Below are 17,951 nucleotides of genomic sequence, written 5' to 3' on the forward strand. Positions count from 1 at the left end.
TTGCGGTTTCAGTGCATGCGGGCGTCGGTGTCGAAGAGCTGCAGCTCGTGGCTGTGCAGGCGGTGCTGCACGATGAAAGATCGTCCGGCGACTTTCCACAGGCCACGCCCTCGGTTGAGGTGGGCGACGGCGTCCGTTTCGACGGAGGTCAGGCCGAGCAGCGAGGCCGCCGCGTGGAGTTGGTCGGTCTCCTGGCGGTAGACGATGCGGGTGGAGCAGTCCGCGAGGAGGCCCTCGGCCAGGGCGCGTCCCTGTGATCCGGCGTCGCCGGCGGTGAGCAGGTCGGACAGCCGGTGGATCACCATGAGGTTGGCGATGCCCAGGCCGCGGCTGAGCTTCCACTGGGCCTGCATGCGCTGGAGCAGCCCGACGTGCCGCATCAGCCTCCACGCCTCGTCGTACACGATCCAGCGCCGGCCGCCCGAGGGATCGGAGAGGGCGGATTCCATCCAGGCGCTCGCGCAGGTCATCGCGAGGACGAGGGCGGTGTCGTCGCCGGATCCGCCGAGCCGGGACAGGTCGATGGTGAGCATCGGCGCGTTCGGGTCGAAGGCGACGGTGGAGGGGGCGTCGAACATGCCGGCCAGGTCACCGTGGACCAGGCGGCGCATCGCGTGGGCCAGGTCGCGGGCGGCGTCGCCGAGTCGGCCCGACATCATCGCGGCGGCTTCGTCGAGCGCATGGGGGTTGTTGAGGGTGGCGGCGACGTCGCCGAGGAGCGGGGTGCGGCCGGTGGCGGCGGCGCGGGTGACGACGGCGTCCAGGGCGACGTCCAGGGCGGTGTGCTCCATGGGCATCAGGTCCCGGCCCAGGACCGTCCGGGCCAGGGAGGCGAGCAGGAGCAGGCGGCGTTTGCGGATCTCGCCGGCCCAGTCGGCCTCCGGCACGCTCTCCGGGCGCGGGGCCGCGTCCAGGGGGTTCAGTCTGCCGGGCAGGCCGGGGCCGAGCGCGACGGACCGGCCGCCGAGGGCTTGCGCCACCGGCGTCCACTCGCCCTTCGGATCGCACGGCACGTAGACGCGGTATCCGAACGCCACCGAGCGCAGGGCGAACGACTTGGCCAGCGCGCTCTTGCCCTGGCCGATCACTCCGGCCAGCAGCACGTTGGGGTTGGTGAAACCCTCGAGGCGCGCATACAGAGAGAACGGGTCGTAGGTGAAGCTGGCTTCTGCGTGGACGTCGCGGCCGATGTAGATGCCCTCGGCGCCGAGTCCTCCTTCGGCGAGGAAGGGGTAGGCGCCGCTGGCGGTGGCGGTGGTCATGCGGTGCTGCGGCAGCTTCAGCCGGCTGCCGCGGGCGGAGCCGGGGCCGGGACGGCCGCGCGGCGGGTACAGCGCAGGCGGCGTCTCGGGCTCGGCGGGCTGACTGCCGTCGGGGTGGGAGCTGGCTGTGGCGCGGGCTTTGGCGGCGGCTTCGGCGAGCTGGCGGCGAGCGGCTTTGCGGCTGGCCCGGTCGGTGCTGTGGGGGGTGAACAGCGGGGAGGCCGAGGCGCGGCGGGCGCGTCGGGCGGGCCGGTGGTTCATGGTGGGTGTGCTCGATTCGGCGCGGGGTCTAGAGGGTGCAGCTGGTGGTGTGGCCGTGCGGTGGTGTGGCGAGGTCGGTGGGGGTGGTCTTGCGGCGGATCGCGTGGGAGGCGGCCAGGTGGCGCTGGCAGATGGTGAGCACCAGGGGGCCGTCCGGGAGACGTTCGGGCCGGCACTGCTCGGCGGTGCTGTATCCGTCGTCGGTGGGCACGGTGTGGAAGGCGTCGTGTACGGCCGTGGCGGCCTGCCACAGCCGCAGGTGCGCGGTGGCGAGATGGCGTCCGGCGGCGGGACGCTCGGGCCGGGTGGAGTCGGTGATGCGGTCGAGCAGGTGGTGGGCTGCGGTGAGGTGGGCGTGCAGGGTGTCCAGGTGCAGCCGGTCAGCCGGCCCGGCGGTGGTGCGGGCGTGGTGGCGGATGCCGGCAGTGGCGGCGCGCAGGTAGGGGTGCGCGTCGGTGGCGGGGGATGCGTTCAAGTCAGTCCTTGGCGCCGCGGAACGGCGGGGTCAGCGGGGACGGGAGCGAGGCCCGCGAAGCGATGCAGTGGCCGGCGGCGGGATCACGGCGGGCACCGGGTGACCGGTGGAAGCCGGGGCGGAGAGGGTCTGTTCGGGCCGCAGGTCGACGTACTCACCGCCGGCGCGCAGTCCGGGGTGGCTCTGCCGGGGGAGGAACACGATGTCCGGGGTCACGCCCTCGTTCGCGTCGGGCGCGTCATCCCGGGACCACTGCCGGAAGCCAGGGAGCTGTTCGATGACCCGGCGGGCCTGATGGAGGCTGGCTGCGTGGACGGCGAAGCTCGTGGGCTGCTCGCCGTCGTGGCGCTCGCGCCCCGCGAAAGCGAGGGTGAAGGTGCGCGGCGGGGGAGGACCGACGAGCTCGGTGAGCTGGGTGACGAGCGTGTCGAGCTGGTCGCCGGCCTCTATGGCGGTGACGGTCCGGGCGTCTTCGTAGGCGGCGTATGCGTTTTCACGCACGGTGCCGTCGGGGTCGCGGTACTGGTCGAGGGCTGCCTTGTGACGGGCGGCCAGGTCCTGGCAGGTGGCTAGAAGACCGTGCAGTTCGCGGATGAGGCGGGCGTATGCCACGGTCGTCATCGGTCGCGGGGCGGGAGGGACGGTCACAGTGCCGTGCGGGCGAGCGGCAGAGCGGCGAGCGTGAACGCGTCAGGCTGCTGGAAGTTGAGCCTGCGCAGGTCGACCTGGGCGGTGACGGCGGCGGTCTCGATCTGCGCGCACGCGGCATCGAGAGCGGCGTCCGTCTCCGCGGACACGGTGAGCAGCCCGGTCAACGCCACATCGGCGTGCCCGGCGATCAGCTGCCGCTCACGGATCTTGACGTCCGCGTACTCGACCGCGTCGGCCTCGGAGTCGACCTGTCCGCGGCGGGCGCGCTCGTTGGCGTCGGCGATGATCGCCGCCTTCGTGCGCTGGACGTCGCGCAGCGCGGACTCGAGCCCCTGCGGCACGTAGATGAGGGACAGGCTGCGGCGGATCCCGGCGGTGAACATCAGCCCGTGCAGGAAGGCCGGGGTGGTCTCGGTGCGGGGCCAGTTCTCGATCCAGTAGGTGGCGTGGCGGGCGGTGTCGGTGCCCAGGCGGTCGTACTCCTCGACCTGCACCACCGGCCCGGCGGCAGCGGGGTCGGCCTCGGCCCGCCCGTTGGGCGACCACTGCTGGAGGGCGGACAGCGCGTGCGGGTCGTAGGCGGTGCGGATGACCGCGGCGATCTCCCGCGCGCTCAGCCAGCCGGTGACGGTCAGCCCCGCGCTGCGCGCCGCGAGTGCGATGGCCGAGGTGGTCTGTTCCAGCACGGTGAAGGCGCCGGGGAGTCCGCCGCCGGCCTGGCTGATGAGGCGCTTGGCGGCCTTGAGGTCCAGGCTGACGGCCAGGTACGCCTCGTGCGGGGCGGCGGCGGGGCCTGCGGAGGCGACCAGTTCGGAGTAGACCTGCCCGGCGACGGGGGTGTCGGGGCGGCCGTGCTGGGTCCAGTGGCGGGCGAGGGCGTCGCCGGAGTCGGGGACGGTGCGTTCCAGGACCTGCACGGTGGCGACGTGTCCGGTGCGGGCGATGCCGGCCAGAGCGCGGCCCCAGCCGGCCACGTTCGCGTTCTGCGCGGCCGGATCGAGCAGGGCGTACGCACGGCCGCTGACCCGGGCGATCGCGGTGAGCCGTTGGCGGTGCGGGTCGTGGACGGCGGCAGCCTCGCCGGCGGAGTCGGCGGGGGTGACGACCTTGAGGGAGGCGGCGGTGCCGGGCAGGTGCAGGACGCCGTCCTGCCGGGGCCGCGTGACGGGCCGGGCGAGCCAGAGCGTCTGGCCAGTGCGGCGGCGGTGTGCGTAGCGGGCGACGATCGGTGCCCAGTCGATCAGGGAGCGGCCGTTGCGGCGGATGGCGACCAGGGCGGCGACGACGGTCCACAGCGGGGCCAGGACGAGTGCGCCGAGCAGCCCGGTGGTCACCACCGTGATGAGCAGCAGCGTCAATGCGCCGGAGACGAGCAGGAGTTGAGGGAGGGAGAGGCCGAGGAGGATGCCGCGGCGGGACCGGTAGGGGAACTTCACCGTGACCGGGGCGGCGGAGAGATCAGTCAAGGGGGGCGGGTCCTGGAGGCGCGGGTGGAACCCGGGGGCGGGAGACGGTGTGCACGTCCCGCCCCCGGGAGTCGGGCAGGGGTCAGAGGCCGGTCGCAGGCGGCGGTGCGCTCGCCCCGCTGGACGAGGCGTTGCGTGAGCCGGGGGACGGTGGTGCGCCCTGCGGCGGCGGGGTGGTGGTCGGCGCCGCGGAGTGCCATCCGCTGCCGGGGCTGGGCGCGGGGTCTGTTCCGGATCCGCCCGGTGCCGGGCTGCCGCCCAATTGGCCGCTGGTGTCGTCGGACGTGCTCGTCGGCGCGGGCTGGACGGCCTTCTCCAGACCGGACGTGACGGAGTCGCCACCGGTCGAAACGCCGGTGGCGTCGCCCTGCGAACCTTGCCCGCGCTCTGCGCCTGCGCCGGTCGGGCCGGCGGCGACGTCGCCGGGGAACCCACCTCCGCCCGCAGCGTCGGGGCCTTGCGGTGCGGCACCCGCTCCGGCGGCAGCGCCACCGGTTCCGGCGGTGGCCGCGGCTGCGGCGGCCTTGCGGGTGGCCTTCTCGGCGTGGGCCCTGGCGATCTGCGCTCCGGCGCCGCCGGCACGGTGGATGGACTCGCCGTCGGTGCCGTCGGCCGCCCAGTGCACGAACTTGAACACCGCGTACGGGCACAGCAGCACCAGGGCCATGATGACGATGCCGGACATGACGTCGGCGAGGGCCGCGATACCGTCCTCGGCCTCGGTCTCGCCCAGGGCGGCGACGCCGAGGACGAAGATCACGGTCATCAGGAGCTTGGAGACCACGAGAGTCGCGGTGGCCTCGATCCAGCCCCGGCGCCAGCGCCGCGCGACCTCCCAGCCGCCGCCGGCGGACGCGAACACGGCCAGCGTGACCATGACGAGAATGCCGACCTTGCGCACCATCATCACGCACCAGTAAAGGAACGCCCCGACGGCCGCGCCGAGGCCGGCGACGACCGCGACGAGCCAGCCCAGGCCGGTCAGCGCCCCGATCTGGTCGACCTTCACCATGCGCCGCACGGCCGACTCGATGTTCAGATGGGCGGCCTTGAACAGGCCGTCGCTGACGGCGTCGACCACCTCGACCGCGACCGTGGTCAAAGAGATGGCGCAGAAGGCGAACAGGACGCCGGACGCGGTGCCGGTGAACGCCTGCGTCAGTGCTTGTCCGTCGCGCCGCACCGCGGCCCGCACCAACTGGGCGCAGAAACTGGCGACCAGCAGAGTCAGCCCCAGCGGCAGCAGCATCTCGTAGTTGCCGACGAACCACGCCGCGTTCAGGTCCACCTTCGTGGTGGTGTCGACCGCCTCGGCGGCCAGATCGGCTGAGGCGGCCGCCAGTTCACCGGCGGACTTCGCCATCCAGTCACCGATGGCCTGGCCGGGGTCCGACGCGAAGTCCACCGCGTCGCCGACGGCGCACAGCTTGTCCGCCAGGGGGTAGTCACAAAAACCCACGGAGAGTCACTCCTTCTTTCGTCTCAGGCGCGGGTCACTGAGTGACGCTCGGGGCGATGGCGGCCAGGGCGCAGTCGTGGTCCGGGCGGCACTGGACGGCGAGGGTCACGGCCCGCTCCTCCGCCCCGCCGCCGCCGTTCTTCCAGGCGATCTGCTGCGTGCCGTTGACGGTGACGACGTAGATGTACGCCTCGGTGATCGCGGACGGGTCGTCGGCCAGCGCCTGCTGGAACGCGGAGGGGTAGTGGCCCTCGGTGACACGGGCGGTGGCGTGCTGGTCCTGGTCGGCCATCCGCGACCACAGCACCGGATCGGGAACCTGGCCCGAGACCGAGGCCCAGTCGGCGTACTCGGCCTCCGTGCCCATCCAGGCGCGCATGCCGGCCAGCTGCTGGTCGCGGCTGGTGTCACGGGTGTCGTAGGACCACAGCATCTGCGCCGCAGCCTCGGCGTAGGCGACCGGCTCGGCGATCTGCGGGGGCTTGGGCACCGACCCGGATCCGGAGGAAGGCTTCGGGGCGGCCTCGGTGGAGGATGCGCTGGCAGCCGGGGTGGGCGCGGCGATGCCCGGGGCCTGGTGACCGCTTTCGCTGCCGGTCAGTAGGGCGACGATCCCGGCGACGGCGAGCAGGACGGCGACGGCGGCGGTGACGATCGCGATGCGCCGGTTGGCCGACCAGCCCGCACCGTACGAGGACAGCGCAAAGGAAGGGAATCGTCTCTGCATCAATGGACCTGCGACCCCAGGTCGGAGAAGAAGGCCACGATTCCGTTCGCGGCGCCCAGCCCGAGAGCGGCGCCGGCGGCCACGACCGCGCCCTTCTTGCCGTTGGCTTCGGCCTGGTGGCCACCGGTGTGGTGCCCCCAGGCCCATACGCCCAAGGAGACGGCGAGGGCGCCGACGACGGCGATGATCCCGAACATGTTGATGCTGTTGACGACGTTCTTCAGCACGCTCAGGCCGGGCAGGCCGCCGGGCTGGGGCGTGATGCCCGGATCGTAGGCGAGCTGGACGACGCGGTCTGCGAGAGGGACGGACATGGGTGTGGCAGGACTCCTTGCATACACGGGCCGGGCGAGGGCCGAAGGGAAAGGTGGAGGGGAGGTGCGCTCGGGGCGCGGAGGTGGCCGCGGCGGCGGCCCGCCCGGGGCGGTGCCGGGCGGGGGCAAGGTCAGAGGACGCGGCGGGCGGCGAGGATCGTCCAGTCCTTGATCGGGGTGATCCGGACGGGCTTGGTGGTGCGCGGCGCCTCGATCACGAGGCCCTCGCCCATGTACATGCCGACGTGCTCGGGCCGGGCGGCGCTGCCGCGGCTGAAGATCAGGTCACCGGGCTGAAGTTGGGCGGGCGAGACCGCCTTGCCCTCGTTGACCTGCGTATACGTGGTCCGGGTGAGCGTGACGCCGGCATGCGCGTATGCCTGCTGCATGAGGCTGGAGCAGTCGCAGCGGCCCATGGGGTCGGGGCCGTGCGCGTCGGTGCAGGACCCGCCCCACTGGTAGAGCGTGCCGAGCTGGTGCATCGCCCACTCGATGGCCTTGCGGGCCTTCGGATCTGCGTTCCTGGGGATGGCGTAGCCCTTCGGGACGCTTCCCTCTGGGATGAGGCCGAAGCCGGAACCGTCCTGGCCCGGAGTGCAGCCGCCCACGTCCTTGCCGTCTGCGTCGCTGCTGCCGCCGGGGAAGGTCTTGGCGATGGCGTTCTGCAGTGCGGTGGCCAGGTTCTCCCACTGCGCGTACGCGTCCGGCAGGCCGGACTTCTGCACGGCCTGGGCGGCCTGGGTGACGGTCATCTGCTGCCAGCCGTCCACCTTGAGCAGGTGCTTGTAGAACTGCTGGGAGGCGTAGACCGGGTCGCGGATCTGCTCGGCAGTGCCCCAGCCCTGGGAGGGACGCTGTTGGAACAGGCCGAGGGAGTCGCGGTCCCCGTAGTTGAGGTTGCGCAGCCGGCTCTCCTGCATCGCCGTGGCGAGCGCGATGATCTGCCCCTTCTCGGGCACGTCGAGCGAGAGGCCGACGGCCACGACCGTCGCGGCGTTGGGGACCTGCTCGGCGGGCAGGTCCAGGCCCTCGACGCGGATGTCTTCGCCGGACGCGCCGTCGAGGATCTTGGCGACCTGCTCGGCGATCTTGTCGGTGTCGAGGTCGGTCAGACAGCGGCTGAAGGAGCCGTTGCTCTGCACGGCGTCGGCGGAGGAGGCGAGCATCATGCCGGTGCCGGCGATCAGGACCGGAGAGAGGAAGACGACGCCGATGCTGGCGGCGAGCGCCTTCAACCGGATCCGACCGCTTGCCGGTCAGCGTTTTCGGGCAAGGGCGGGTGGCGAGACGTCATGAGCGTGTCCTTCGGGGAGCGGTGTCCGGCGTGCCGCGTGCGCGAGGCGTGAGGGAAGGGCGCGGCAGCCGGGGCGGGCGAACGGGACAGGCCGCGCCGGCGAGTTGCCGCTCGCTGCGCGCGGCCGGGCCGGGAGCTAGGTGTGCCGGGGCAGTGGCCGCCTCCGCCAGGTGTGGCGGGGAGTAGCCGGCGGCGGGGTGCACCGGGCGGTTCAAAAACAGTAGGTGCAGATCGGCTGTTGACCAAAAAGCCGGTGTGAGGTGCCGGAATCCGGTACCCCGGCAGGGCACTTCTTGGTCGTCGGCGGATTCGCCTCTACAGTTTTCGGACTCCCCCTCGCCCTCCTCGGTCTGCGGCCCTGGGCTTCTTCATGCCCGCCTTTCGGCCCGCGAGGACTCCAGCGCGAGGCGGGTAGGTAGTTCCCTTCGCTTTTCCGCACCCGAATTGGGGTTCCTTTTTGCCTTTTTCTCTTCACCAGGGCGACGCTCTCGCCGTTCTCTCCGGTCTTCCGGACGGCTGCGTCGACTCCGTCATCACCGACCCGCCGTACAACTCGGGCGGTAGGACTGCCAAGGAGCGCACGACCCGCTCCGCGAAGCAGAAGTACACCTCCGCCGACGCCCAGCACGCCCTGCCGGACTTCACCGGCGAGAACATGGACCAGAGGTCCTACTCGTTCTGGCTGACGCAGATCATGACCGAAGCCCACCGCCTCACGAAGACCGGGGGCACCGCGCTGCTGTTCACCGACTGGCGCCAGCTCCCGACCACGACGGACGCGATCCAGGCGGCCGGCTGGCTGTGGCGCGGGGTGTTGGCCTGGCATAAGCCGCAGGCCAGGCCCCAGAAGGGCCGGTTCACCCAGAACTGTGAATTCATCGTCTGGGCGTCCAAGGGGGCGATCGACGGCTCCCGCAACCCCGTCTACCTGCCCGGCCTCTACAGCGCCTCGCAGCCCTCGGGTGCCAAGCGCCGGCACATTACGCAAAAGCCCGTCGAGGTGATGCGCGAGCTGGTCAAGATCAGCCCCGAGGGCGGTACGGTGCTCGACTTCTGCGCCGGCTCCGGCTCCACGGGCGTGGCCGCTCTGCTGGAGGGCCGGGACTTCATCGGGGTGGAGAAGACCGAGCACTACGCGTCGATCGCGAATGAGCGGCTGTTGCAGACGACCCGCGAAATGCTCACCCAGGACGACGTGGTCCTCACCGCATAGGCCGCTCCGGGGACCCGCCCATCTTCCCGGCCCTTTGACGGAGCCCGCCGGGATGTTCAGGCGCCCCTTCAGCGTTCCGTGTGCCGTGGGTTCCGCTCATTTGTCATTTCGCGTCTGCCAGGAGGCCGTACTTTCATGCCCGAATCCACAGAACCCGCAGACGGACCGGAATGGGAGCCGGTTCGCGTTCCGGACCCGCAGTTGGAGGGGATCGAGGCGAGCGTCCGACGGCTCATGGAGCAGTCGGCTCAGCAGGCACAACAGCTCGACCATCTCGCGTCCGCCCCGGCGCCGGGCGGATCGCCGTTCGCGGCCTTCGGCATGCCAGGGCTCGCAGGCCCGGCCTTCGCCGCTCCGCCAGAGCCCCGACCGATCCTGGAACTGGCCGGAGAGCAGCGCGAGGACGAACTCGACGCCCTGTCGGACTGGGTCGACGACTTCTTCCTCCCGGTCTACGGGGCCGAGGTCACCACCGCGGCGCCCTGGTGCCTGCAGTGGCAGGAACACGACGAGGTCGTGGCCTGGCTCCATGCGCTGTGGCTCGCCTACCAGCAGCACAAGGACCCCCAATCCGGGCTCTCCGACATGTTCGTGTGGCACCGGGACTTCCTCACCCACGCCGTCGCGGCGGTCCGTGCGCCGGGCGGGCCGCTGTCGGCCTGCATGACCTCTCCCGACCGGCCCGCGCACCGTCTCCTGCCCGGCCCGCCGCCGTCCGTGCGCACCGAGACGCCGGCGGCCACCGCGGAAGTTGCCGAGCCGGACGAGCCGACGTCATGACCGCGGGACAGGAGCAGCCCGCCTTCGGCCTGAGCTTCGACCCCCGCGCGCTGACCGATCTCCTCCAGTCGCCTGGCGATATCCGCGACCTCACCCTCGCCTGCCTGCAGGAAGTCGTGAACGCGCAGCGCTTCGGACTGCGCCTCGACGGCGATCTGGAGGGTTACCGGAAGCTGTTCGTGGATTCGCGCAAGGAGTGGCGCGTCGTCTACGGCGTCCGCCCCGCGCCCGCGGAGTCCGCCCATGACAAGGAGATCCATGTAGTCGCGGTCCGGCCGCGCGCGGGCAACGACGTCTACGACGAGGTCGGCCGCCGCCTGGGGATGACCCGCCGGCCGCTGAGCGCCCGCACCCACGCGGCCCGCTCCCGTTCCCCGCAGCTGACCACCCGCACTCCCGCGCCCCGGCCCGGTCCGCCGCCCACCGCACTGCCGGGCCTGCCCCGTCCCGCACACAACCCCGCGCACCAGCACACCCGCTGAACGCCCGCAGAGCCGCCCGCGCTCCCTGTCGATGACGTCCTGTTCACGCGCATCGATCTCACCGCGGACCAGCTGGAGGACGCCGGCGGACGCGCGGGACGCCGCAGCCGGGAAGGCGCTCGCCGCCCTGGAGCCGATCGAGGCCGCTGGGGCGGCCTCGGCACCCGGCATCCGGCGCGCGGGCGCCCCAGCCTCCGGCTCGCCCTGGCGCGTTGCCCTCTGCCCCGGCGCAGCGGCGCTGAACTCCACAGAAAGGCCCTTGTTGTCTCCCACCGAACCGGCGCCGGCTCGGAAGTTCATCCCCGAGGTCGACTTCGAGCTGGACGACTTCGACGCCGACGAGGAGATGTATCTCGACTTCCAACGCAAGGTCGCCGTCCACGAGGACATGCTCGTCCCCCTCGCCGAACACCACCACGGTCCGCACAGTTACTACGTCCTGTTCGACCGCAGCGCCACGTGGGGGCACCCCGGGATGCCGCAGGTGCTCGCCGTGCATCTGCAACGGGACCGGGAGAAGCGGACGTTCACCTTCGAGCACGCCCCCATGCCGCTGCCCGCGATGGCGCAGTCCTGGCTCATCCACCGCGGCTGCCCGCCCGCCGCCATCAGCCTCAACCCCGACTCGGGCCCACCGCCGGCGGACGATGCGACGCGGGCGCTGGAGCGCCGCCTCGCGGGCGACGGCGACCACTACGCCATCGGCTACTCCTACACCTGCGACGACCCGGACGACATGGTCGTGGTCGTGGCGCTGCGCGCCCTGGACGAGCGAGCGCCCAGCCCGTTCCGTGTCGTGGTCGAGGAGGTCGACACCGACACCTGGACCCACACCCTGCGCGAGGGCGGCTTCGACACGGTCGGCGAGGCCCTGCAGTGGTGCGACGACCGCCTCACCGGCGAGGCCAGTCCTCTCCCGCCGGTCCGCCCGGCCGCCGCAGCCGCAGTCGGCCGCCCGGCCGGTGTGCCAAAGGCCCTTGCTCCACGCCCGTCTGGGCGTTCGCGCTAGCACCCTCGCCGACCGCGGGCGGCGGAACATAGCCGACGATCGCCGGTTAGCCAAACCGGCGATTCTCCGGACTCTTGAACAGCCGCCGGGACAACACCCGCGGCGTTCTTCCACGCAGTCCCTATGCCTTCACTGAGGTTTCTTCCGTATGCGCTCCACCCGAATTGCCATCTCCGCAGCGGTGCCTGGCGCGCTCGCGCTGCCGATGCTCTCCGCCGCCGTCACCGTCGGCGCGGCATCCGAGGCCCCTGGACCGACAGGAATTCAGCAGGCGCCCGTAAGCGGATGAGCCGCCGGGTTCGGCCGGCCCTCTCGCATTCCCCAGGGCATCGGCACCTTTTCAGAACAGGAGATTTCGTTTTGTCCGACGGCATATCCGATGACGCTGAGGATGTCGTGGGCGTGCTCACCGAACGGATCGAAGCGCGCTTCGCCATGGACATCGGCCAGTTGAAGGCCGCGGTCGCCGCCGCGCCGACGGCGAATCCCGACGCCACCGGCGTCGTCAGGTGGCACGGCCTTCTCGTCGAGGCCCAGTCCGTGCTCGACCGCGCGCAGGACGACCTCCTCGCCGCGCTGGAAACCCAGCCCAGCGAGGTCGACGACCCGACGATGGGCCTCGCCCACCGTGTGAACGCGGCCGTGACCGCCCGCGACGGCCGGGCCCTGGTCGTGAGATGGCTCCTTAACCCTGACGCTCCAGGCAGGAAGGACCTCGCCGCCGAACGGCACGCCCGTCTTCGCCCCCGAACGGGCCCAGCGGTGCAGACCAGCGCTCCCCACCGACCCGCAGGCAAGCCCGCGAAGGCGTCGGAGCCTCGGGCGGGAAGGCCCGCCCGATGAGCCCGGTCAAGGCCAGCACCATGGACGCCCACCTGCACAAGGTCTTCGGCAGCCCGGTCTCCGAGCTGCACGAGGCGGCTGCCGGCCACGATGCCTCTCCGGCCGTCGCCCGCGCTCTGGAACTGCGCTCTTTCCTGGCTCTGACCGAGGAGCAGGTCGCCCGCGTTCGCGACCGCGTCCACGCGGACATGGACTCGGACCGCGACATGGGCGCTCTGTCGGCGGACAAGCTCCGCTCCGACGCGCAGTGGCTGGAGGCCGCGCTGGATGCCCGCGACAACTACCGCGCAGCCCTCGGAGAACTGCTGCGCACCATGCCCCCGCAAGACCGGCAGGCCCGGCCCATCCGCATGACGCAGCTCAAGGCCACCGCCACCCTGCCCTCGTCTGCCGCCCCGGCACCTCCGCGTGCCGGGGCGGCCCGGGCCCGCCGACCCTGAAAGCCCCGGCTTGCCCTACCTGACGTCCACCGAGATAGCCGGACGGATCGAGGACCTGTACGGCGCGCCGCTCGCTGACCTCGCCGCCCTCGCCCGGGACCAGCCGCCCGGGATGCTCTGCGCCCTGATCGGCATGCACGACGACCTCGCCCTCGCCGAGCGCAGCATCGACGTCCACCGCGACCACCTTGCCCGGCTCATCCGTCCCGAGCGGCAGATCGGCCGGCACGAGGTCTCCCACCTCCTCGACGGGGCACGGCGGCTCGCCGAAGCAGTCGCCGTCCGCGACGTCCAGGCCAAGTCGGTCGCCGCCGTCCTGCAGAGCCTGGCCCGCATCCCGGCCCCGACGCCTGCCCCGCCGGCTCCCTCGCCGCCGCTGCCGGCTCCGCCCCTCCCGGCCCAAAGCACGGCGCACAGCCGCTGACCCGCAGGCGATCCCTCTTCCCTCACCCAGGAGTTCCTCCCTTGGCCATCACCGCTCTGCCTCCCGACACCGACGCCGACGTCGCCCGCGTCACCGAGGCCCTCGCCATGATCACCCCGCGCTGGAACGTGAGGATCCTGCTGGCACTGTCCGGCCCGCCGCAGCGGTACACCGAGCTGGCGGCCAAGGTGTCCTGGCTGCACAACAGCCAGCTCCACCCCAAGGTCAAGTCGCTGTGCGACGCCGGGCTCGTCGAGCGCACCGAACACACCCCACGGCATGTGACATACAGCCACACCGAGCGGGGCGCGGCACTGCTGCCGATCCTGCCGGTGATGGTCACCTGGGCCGAGGAACACCTGGAGACCGCGGACCGCCCGCTGTCCGCGATCGAGCAGATCGAAGACAGCCTCACTCTGCTCACCCGGCGGCACGCCGCCGCCATCTTGTGGGTGCTGAAGTCCCGCGAGGAGGTCAGCGGGCGGGCCCTGACCCGCATCGTGATGCCCGGCAACGACTGGAGCAACATCTACCCGCCGCTGCGCCAGCTCGTCGCCGACGGCCTGGTCGACACCGACGGCACCGGCCGGCCCTACCGGCTGTCCGCGGCGGGCGACGACCTCGGCCCCGTGCTCGGCGCCCTGTCCGCGTGGTCTGCCGGGCAGCCCCTCAACCAGGCAGCCCACCACCCCGTCTGGGGACGCCCGCAGGCGAAGCCCGCGCCGAGGCCGTGGCTCAGCAGCCCGCCCCGAACGGCGGCCCCCGCGACGCTCCCTGTATCCCGCACGGGTGAGTCCGCTGCGGCCTGGCGCCACCGCGATCTCTTCTCCCATGCCACGCCCGCCCGCCCGAAGGCGGCCGTCCCGGCGGGAGGCCCGCGCCGATGACCATCCCCTCCACAGCGGAAGCCGGCGACGCGGTCGAGCTGCTGGCGTCACGCTCCTTGATCCGCCTGGTCACCGAGATCGACGACAACGGGGCCATACCGCCACGACGGCTGGCCGCCACCCTCCCCGACCTCTCCATGCACCAACTGCGCCGCGCGACCGAGACAGCCCGCACCCACGGCCTCGTCCGCACCGTGCCCGGCGCCGGCCTGGAACTCACCGACACAGGCTGCGAGTTGGCCGACCTCTACGACACGGCTGCGCGCTGGTCCCGAAGCCACGCCCTGCCGTCGCAGGTTTGCGGGTTCAGCGACCGCGTCCGCCACGTTCTCAGCCTGCTGGCACCCTCGCTTGCGGTCGAGAGCTCCGAGAGTGCCGACAGCCTCGCACCGGTGTCCGCCGCGCGCTTGCCGAGCGCCGAGGCCGAGGCGGGCCTGGCCCGTCTCCGCGCCCTCGTGATCCAGTGGTTGGCCGGTAGTCCGCAGGTCACCCGCGTGCCCGAGCCGGTTGCGTGAGCGCAGCGGTGACACGCCGGCACGCACGCGACAGTGCCGGGCTGATGCGCAGCATCTACGTGCCGCGCACGGCGGACGCGTTGGCGTTCGCGATGTCCACCTACGGCATCCCGCTGTTGGTTCTGGCCACGACGCGCTCGGCCGCTCTGACGGGCGCCGCGTTCGCCCTGGAGTGGATTCCGAGGCTGGCGGCTTTCGGGTGGGCCGGATCGGTTGTCGACCGGCGCGGGGCCTCCGTGGTGTTCCGCCTCGCCTGCCTGGGGCGCGCGGTGGCCCTCGCCGCCGGCGCGGTCCTCCTCCACCTCCACCCCGCCGGCACCGCGGCGACCGTGACCGTCCTGGTCCTCGCGGCAGCCACCGGAGTGCTCACAGAGTTCAGCTACATCGCGGCCGAGACCGCGGGCGCCGCCGCCGGCCGCCGGTCAGGTGCACGGGCCCACCGCGTCCAGGCCGTCCTGCTCGGCATCGACCAGACCGCCACGCTGGCCGGCCCGGCGCTCGCCGGACTGCTCCTGTTCGCCGGCCCTTCGCCGATGCTCGCCGTCATCACCGCGGTCTCGCTACTCGCCGCGCTGCTCGCTCCGCGCACACCCCCTTCGCCAGCCGCCGGGGCCGGCGCGCTGAAGGGGCGGGACGGTGCCGGATTCCTCACGGGGTGGCGCACCATCCGCTCGCTGCCCGCGCTCGGCTGGCTCGTGACCGGGCTGACCCTGTCCAACCTGGCCACCGGACTGCTCCAGGCGGCCGGCCCGGTGATCGTCGTCCAGCACTTCGGGCAGTCCACCATCGCCGTCGGCCTGGTCTGGTCCGCAGCCGCCGGCGCCACGCTCCTGAGCGTCACGCTCTGCCGGTTCGCGCTGGACGGCCTGGGCCTGTGGCCGGTCGGCGCCGCCTGCGCGGCCCTCGCCTCGCTCGCCTGTCTCGCCGCCGCCCAGGCCCCCGACTACGTCTCCTACCTGGTCCTGGTCGCAGTCCTCATGGCGGCAGACGGCGGCATGGCGGTGGTCCTGCGCACCCTGCGCTCCCGCCTGATCCCAGAGGAGAAGTTCGGCAGCACCCTGTCGGCGACCATTCTCATCGTGCTGCTGCCCTTCCCCATCGCCGGCGTACTGACCGCGCTCACCCCGCCCGACGCGATGGGCCACGTCATCACCGGCTGCGCCGTCCTGCAGGCCCTCGGCCTGTTCTGCGCGTTCGCCCGTCTGCGCACGGACCCCGCCCTGCGCACCTGACCCAGCTGCGTCCCCAGCCTGTGGAGAACCGCACGCCCGCCGCCGAGCCGCCTGCGACACCCCCCCTTTTCTTCTCGTTCTGCCGTCCACCGATACGGAGGCCCCCTTCTTGTCCGTTCGTCCCGTTGTGCTCGTCGTTTCCCCGGGCGATGAGACCCTTCGCGGCTACTGCCTGGATCAGGTGGCCGCCGCGTACGACGTCGTCCTGCTCGCCGGCGCGGAGCCGTCGTGGGAGAGGCCGTTCATCGTCGACCACGCCGTCGTCGACCTGAGCGACCCCGCAGCCCTGCTCGCCGGCGGGCGGGCCCTGGCCGAGCGCCACGACCTCGCCGGCGTGCTTACCTGGGACGAGTGGCACCTCGTCCCCACCGCCCGCCTGGCGAGGGCGCTCAGTTTGTCCTCGCCTTCCGTCGAAGTGATGCGGGCCTGCCGCAACAAGGCGACCGCCCGCACCCTCTTCGCCCGCCACGGCGTGCCCTCGGCCGCCTCGATCAAGGCGCGGACCCTGCGGGAGGCAGGCCAGGCGACGATGACGCTGGGCTATCCCGCCGTCATCAAGCCCGCCGCGTCCGCCGGCAGCGTCGGCGTGATCCGCGTCGACCGGCCCGAAGAGCTGCCCGCCGCGTTCGCGTTTGCCTCGGCCGGAGCGGCCCGCAGCAGTGAGGACACCGGCGTCCTGGTCGAGGAGTACCTCGACGGGCCGGAAGTCTCCGTCGAGTGCGTCACCCACCGCGGCGTGACCACAGCGGTCGCCGTGACCCGCAAACACCTGGGCCCCGCCCCGTACTTCGACGAGACCGGCCACACCGTCGATGCCGCCGACCCGCTCCTGGCCCAGGCCGCCCCGGCCGCCGCGGCTGCGGTCAAGGCTCTGGGGATCACCGACGGCGTGCAGCACGTCGAGATGCGCCTCGTCGGCGGCCGGCCCCGGCTGATCGAGGTCAACGCACGCATCGGCGGCGACCTGATCGGCCACCTCGTCCGCCTCGCCACCGGCATCGACCTGCCCAAGGCCGCCGCCGACCTCGCCTGCAGCCGGACTCCGGACCTCACCCCCACCCGCAGCGCGGCAGCAGGCATCCGCATGCTCTACCCGGACACCTCCGGCACACTCACCCAGCGGAACGTCAACCAGCCGTTCGCCGCCCACACACCCTGGCTTCGGCAAGTGCACTGGCTCCGCGAGATCGGCGACCAGCTCCTCCTGCCGCCCGAGGGCGACCTGTTCACCGCCCGGGCCGGGTTCTACATCGTCACCGGCCGCACCACCGCCGAGGTCACCGAACGCCTCGACACCGCTGCCGACGAGATCACCCTCACCACACGGGCGGACCGATGACCCCGCCCGACCCGCTCTTCGACATCGACGGCGACGTCTACGTCTTTCCGCGCCATCTTGCCTCCACCACCGGAATCGGCGACCCCGCTTTCGCCCCGCTGCTCGACCTCGGCTGGGACCTCCAGCACGATGACCTCGGCAACGCCTACATACACGCCCCCGACCGGCGTGTGCGCCTCGGATACCTCCCCGAAGGCGACGACGACGGGCTCTGGCGTATCAACGCCTACAAGGACCCGTTCGGCCCGCCGGTGTGGGGCGTCTGTCTCAACGACCGTGTCCCCACCGAGTTCGTGACCGCGTTCACCACCGCCCTCGCCGCGGCGTACGAGCAGGGGCCGGACGCCTACCTCGCCCGGCCGGTCTCCGGGACCGACGAGCACGACCCCTTCCTCGCCGTCGTCCCGCTCCTCAAACAGGGCTGGGAGATCGACCGCCCGCGCTGGGGCGTCTTCGCCGTCCAGGCCCCGGACGGCCTCGCCGGCATGGAATTCACCACCGGCGACCTCGATCCGGAGGCCGAGCTGACCACGCGGGACGCCCGCTGGCAGCTGTGGGCGGGCAAGTCCCTCGACCGGCCCGCCTGGTACGCCACGGCCAGCACCGACACCCCCGTCGCCCTGCTCACCGCCCTCACCCGGTGCGTCGCCGATCCGGCTCCACTGCCCCGATGGCGCAAAGCGACCTTCAGCTACATCAAGGGCATGGCCCAGCTCACCCCGATCCTCCCGCCCCGCCCGACGGCCCCCACCCCGCTCGACGTGCAGCGCGCCGTCTCCTCCCGCCGCCCGGCCGTGCTCCCCGCGGCCAGCGTCCCGCGCTGGAGCACCTGCAGCCGACCGGCCCTGCCCGGCCCCCGCCGGTAGCACCGGAGCGAT

General features: G+C 72.4%; 20 protein-coding genes. 12 read left to right on the forward strand and 8 right to left on the reverse strand.

Annotated elements, in window-relative coordinates; translation table 11 throughout:
• Window positions 1-8: 8 nt before the first annotated feature.
• The 8 genes from ACWCPF_RS13685 to ACWCPF_RS13720 form a co-directional block, all read right to left on the reverse strand.
• The gene (locus tag ACWCPF_RS13685) at window positions 9-1,523 is read right to left on the reverse strand and encodes an ATP-binding protein (protein ID WP_451045189.1); all 1,515 of its coding nucleotides are present in this window, start codon (window positions 1,521-1,523) and stop codon (window positions 9-11) included.
• A 28-nt stretch (window positions 1,524-1,551) separates the two neighbouring features.
• Window positions 1,552-1,998, reverse strand: a complete 447-nt coding sequence (locus ACWCPF_RS13690; RefSeq protein ID WP_451045190.1) for a DUF6238 family protein — start codon at window positions 1,996-1,998, stop codon at window positions 1,552-1,554.
• A gap of 30 nt (window positions 1,999-2,028) precedes the next feature.
• Window positions 2,029-2,619, reverse strand: a complete 591-nt coding sequence (locus ACWCPF_RS13695; RefSeq protein ID WP_451045191.1) for a hypothetical protein — start codon at window positions 2,617-2,619, stop codon at window positions 2,029-2,031.
• 23 nt (window positions 2,620-2,642) lie between these two features.
• Window positions 2,643-4,115 (reverse strand): SCO6880 family protein, encoded by a 1,473-nt coding sequence (locus ACWCPF_RS13700; RefSeq protein WP_451045192.1) that lies wholly within the window; start codon window positions 4,113-4,115, stop codon window positions 2,643-2,645.
• A gap of 82 nt (window positions 4,116-4,197) precedes the next feature.
• Entirely contained in the window at window positions 4,198-5,574 is a 1,377-nt protein-coding gene (locus ACWCPF_RS13705) for an SCO6881 family protein (protein ID WP_451045193.1), read from the reverse strand.
• A 34-nt stretch (window positions 5,575-5,608) separates the two neighbouring features.
• Window positions 5,609-6,301: a hypothetical protein gene (locus ACWCPF_RS13710; protein ID WP_451045194.1), complete on the reverse strand. Its 693-nt coding sequence runs from the start codon at window positions 6,299-6,301 to the stop codon at window positions 5,609-5,611.
• Complete coding sequence (locus ACWCPF_RS13715) at window positions 6,301-6,615, reverse strand: DUF6112 family protein (protein ID WP_451045195.1); 315 nt, start codon at window positions 6,613-6,615, stop codon at window positions 6,301-6,303. The genes ACWCPF_RS13710 and ACWCPF_RS13715 overlap by 1 nt, the downstream gene beginning before the upstream one ends.
• A gap of 131 nt (window positions 6,616-6,746) precedes the next feature.
• A complete protein-coding gene (locus ACWCPF_RS13720; RefSeq protein ID WP_451045196.1) occupies window positions 6,747-7,850 on the reverse strand; it encodes a C40 family peptidase in 1,104 nt (367 codons plus the stop codon).
• Window positions 7,851-8,366: 516 nt separating this feature from the next.
• On the opposite strand from ACWCPF_RS13720, the gene ACWCPF_RS13725 reads away from it, so the two are divergent.
• From ACWCPF_RS13725 to ACWCPF_RS13780, 12 genes are all read left to right on the forward strand, one after another.
• Window positions 8,367-9,122, forward strand: a complete 756-nt coding sequence (locus ACWCPF_RS13725) for a DNA-methyltransferase (RefSeq protein WP_451045197.1) — start codon at window positions 8,367-8,369, stop codon at window positions 9,120-9,122.
• Window positions 9,123-9,356: 234 nt separating this feature from the next.
• On the forward strand, window positions 9,357-9,902 hold the full coding sequence (locus tag ACWCPF_RS13730) for a DUF4913 domain-containing protein (protein ID WP_451045444.1): 546 nt from the start codon (window positions 9,357-9,359) through the stop codon (window positions 9,900-9,902).
• Complete coding sequence (locus tag ACWCPF_RS13735) at window positions 9,899-10,384, forward strand: hypothetical protein (RefSeq protein ID WP_451045198.1); 486 nt, start codon at window positions 9,899-9,901, stop codon at window positions 10,382-10,384. The genes ACWCPF_RS13730 and ACWCPF_RS13735 overlap by 4 nt, the downstream gene beginning before the upstream one ends.
• Window positions 10,385-10,643: 259 nt before the next feature.
• On the forward strand, window positions 10,644-11,393 hold the full coding sequence (locus ACWCPF_RS13740; RefSeq protein WP_451045199.1) for a hypothetical protein: 750 nt from the start codon (window positions 10,644-10,646) through the stop codon (window positions 11,391-11,393).
• A gap of 360 nt (window positions 11,394-11,753) precedes the next feature.
• Window positions 11,754-12,236 carry a hypothetical protein gene (locus ACWCPF_RS13745; RefSeq protein WP_451045200.1) on the forward strand — a complete coding sequence of 161 codons (483 nt, stop codon included), beginning with the start codon at window positions 11,754-11,756 and terminating at the stop codon, window positions 12,234-12,236.
• On the forward strand, window positions 12,233-12,676 hold the full coding sequence (locus ACWCPF_RS13750; protein WP_451045201.1) for a hypothetical protein: 444 nt from the start codon (window positions 12,233-12,235) through the stop codon (window positions 12,674-12,676). Before ACWCPF_RS13745 ends, ACWCPF_RS13750 begins: the two co-directional genes overlap by 4 nt.
• 10 nt (window positions 12,677-12,686) lie before the next feature.
• Window positions 12,687-13,100, forward strand: a complete 414-nt coding sequence (locus tag ACWCPF_RS13755) for a hypothetical protein (protein ID WP_451045202.1) — start codon at window positions 12,687-12,689, stop codon at window positions 13,098-13,100.
• Between the two features lie 41 nt (window positions 13,101-13,141).
• Window positions 13,142-13,987 carry a winged helix-turn-helix transcriptional regulator gene (locus ACWCPF_RS13760; RefSeq protein WP_451045203.1) on the forward strand — a complete coding sequence of 282 codons (846 nt, stop codon included), beginning with the start codon at window positions 13,142-13,144 and terminating at the stop codon, window positions 13,985-13,987.
• Window positions 13,984-14,502, forward strand: a complete 519-nt coding sequence (locus ACWCPF_RS13765; RefSeq protein WP_451045204.1) for a regulator — start codon at window positions 13,984-13,986, stop codon at window positions 14,500-14,502. The genes ACWCPF_RS13760 and ACWCPF_RS13765 overlap by 4 nt, the downstream gene beginning before the upstream one ends.
• 44 nt (window positions 14,503-14,546) lie before the next feature.
• A complete protein-coding gene (locus ACWCPF_RS13770) occupies window positions 14,547-15,734 on the forward strand; it encodes an MFS transporter (protein WP_451045205.1) in 1,188 nt (395 codons plus the stop codon).
• A 109-nt stretch (window positions 15,735-15,843) separates the two neighbouring features.
• Window positions 15,844-17,073: an ATP-grasp domain-containing protein gene (locus tag ACWCPF_RS13775; RefSeq protein WP_451045206.1), complete on the forward strand. Its 1,230-nt coding sequence runs from the start codon at window positions 15,844-15,846 to the stop codon at window positions 17,071-17,073.
• Window positions 17,070-17,939 (forward strand): DUF317 domain-containing protein, encoded by an 870-nt coding sequence (locus tag ACWCPF_RS13780; protein ID WP_451045207.1) that lies wholly within the window; start codon window positions 17,070-17,072, stop codon window positions 17,937-17,939. Before ACWCPF_RS13775 ends, ACWCPF_RS13780 begins: the two co-directional genes overlap by 4 nt.
• Window positions 17,940-17,951: the final 12 nt, after the last annotated feature.

This window comes from Streptomyces sp. NPDC001858, assembly GCF_053594615.1.

Coding starts and splice junctions, on each gene's coding strand:
- ACWCPF_RS13735 (WP_451045198.1), top strand. CDS start 9,899: ATGACCGCGGGACAGGAGCAGCCCGCCTTCGGCCTGAGCTTCGACCCC.
- ACWCPF_RS13695 (WP_451045191.1), bottom strand. CDS start 2,619: ATGACGACCGTGGCATACGCCCGCCTCATCCGCGAACTGCACGGTCTT.
- ACWCPF_RS13685 (WP_451045189.1), bottom strand. CDS start 1,523: ATGAACCACCGGCCCGCCCGACGCGCCCGCCGCGCCTCGGCCTCCCCG.
- ACWCPF_RS13715 (WP_451045195.1), bottom strand. CDS start 6,615: ATGTCCGTCCCTCTCGCAGACCGCGTCGTCCAGCTCGCCTACGATCCG.
- ACWCPF_RS13770 (WP_451045205.1), top strand. CDS start 14,547: ATGCGCAGCATCTACGTGCCGCGCACGGCGGACGCGTTGGCGTTCGCG.
- ACWCPF_RS13730 (WP_451045444.1), top strand. CDS start 9,357: ATGGAGCAGTCGGCTCAGCAGGCACAACAGCTCGACCATCTCGCGTCC.
- ACWCPF_RS13710 (WP_451045194.1), bottom strand. CDS start 6,301: ATGCAGAGACGATTCCCTTCCTTTGCGCTGTCCTCGTACGGTGCGGGC.
- ACWCPF_RS13765 (WP_451045204.1), top strand. CDS start 13,984: ATGACCATCCCCTCCACAGCGGAAGCCGGCGACGCGGTCGAGCTGCTG.
- ACWCPF_RS13750 (WP_451045201.1), top strand. CDS start 12,233: ATGAGCCCGGTCAAGGCCAGCACCATGGACGCCCACCTGCACAAGGTC.
- ACWCPF_RS13780 (WP_451045207.1), top strand. CDS start 17,070: ATGACCCCGCCCGACCCGCTCTTCGACATCGACGGCGACGTCTACGTC.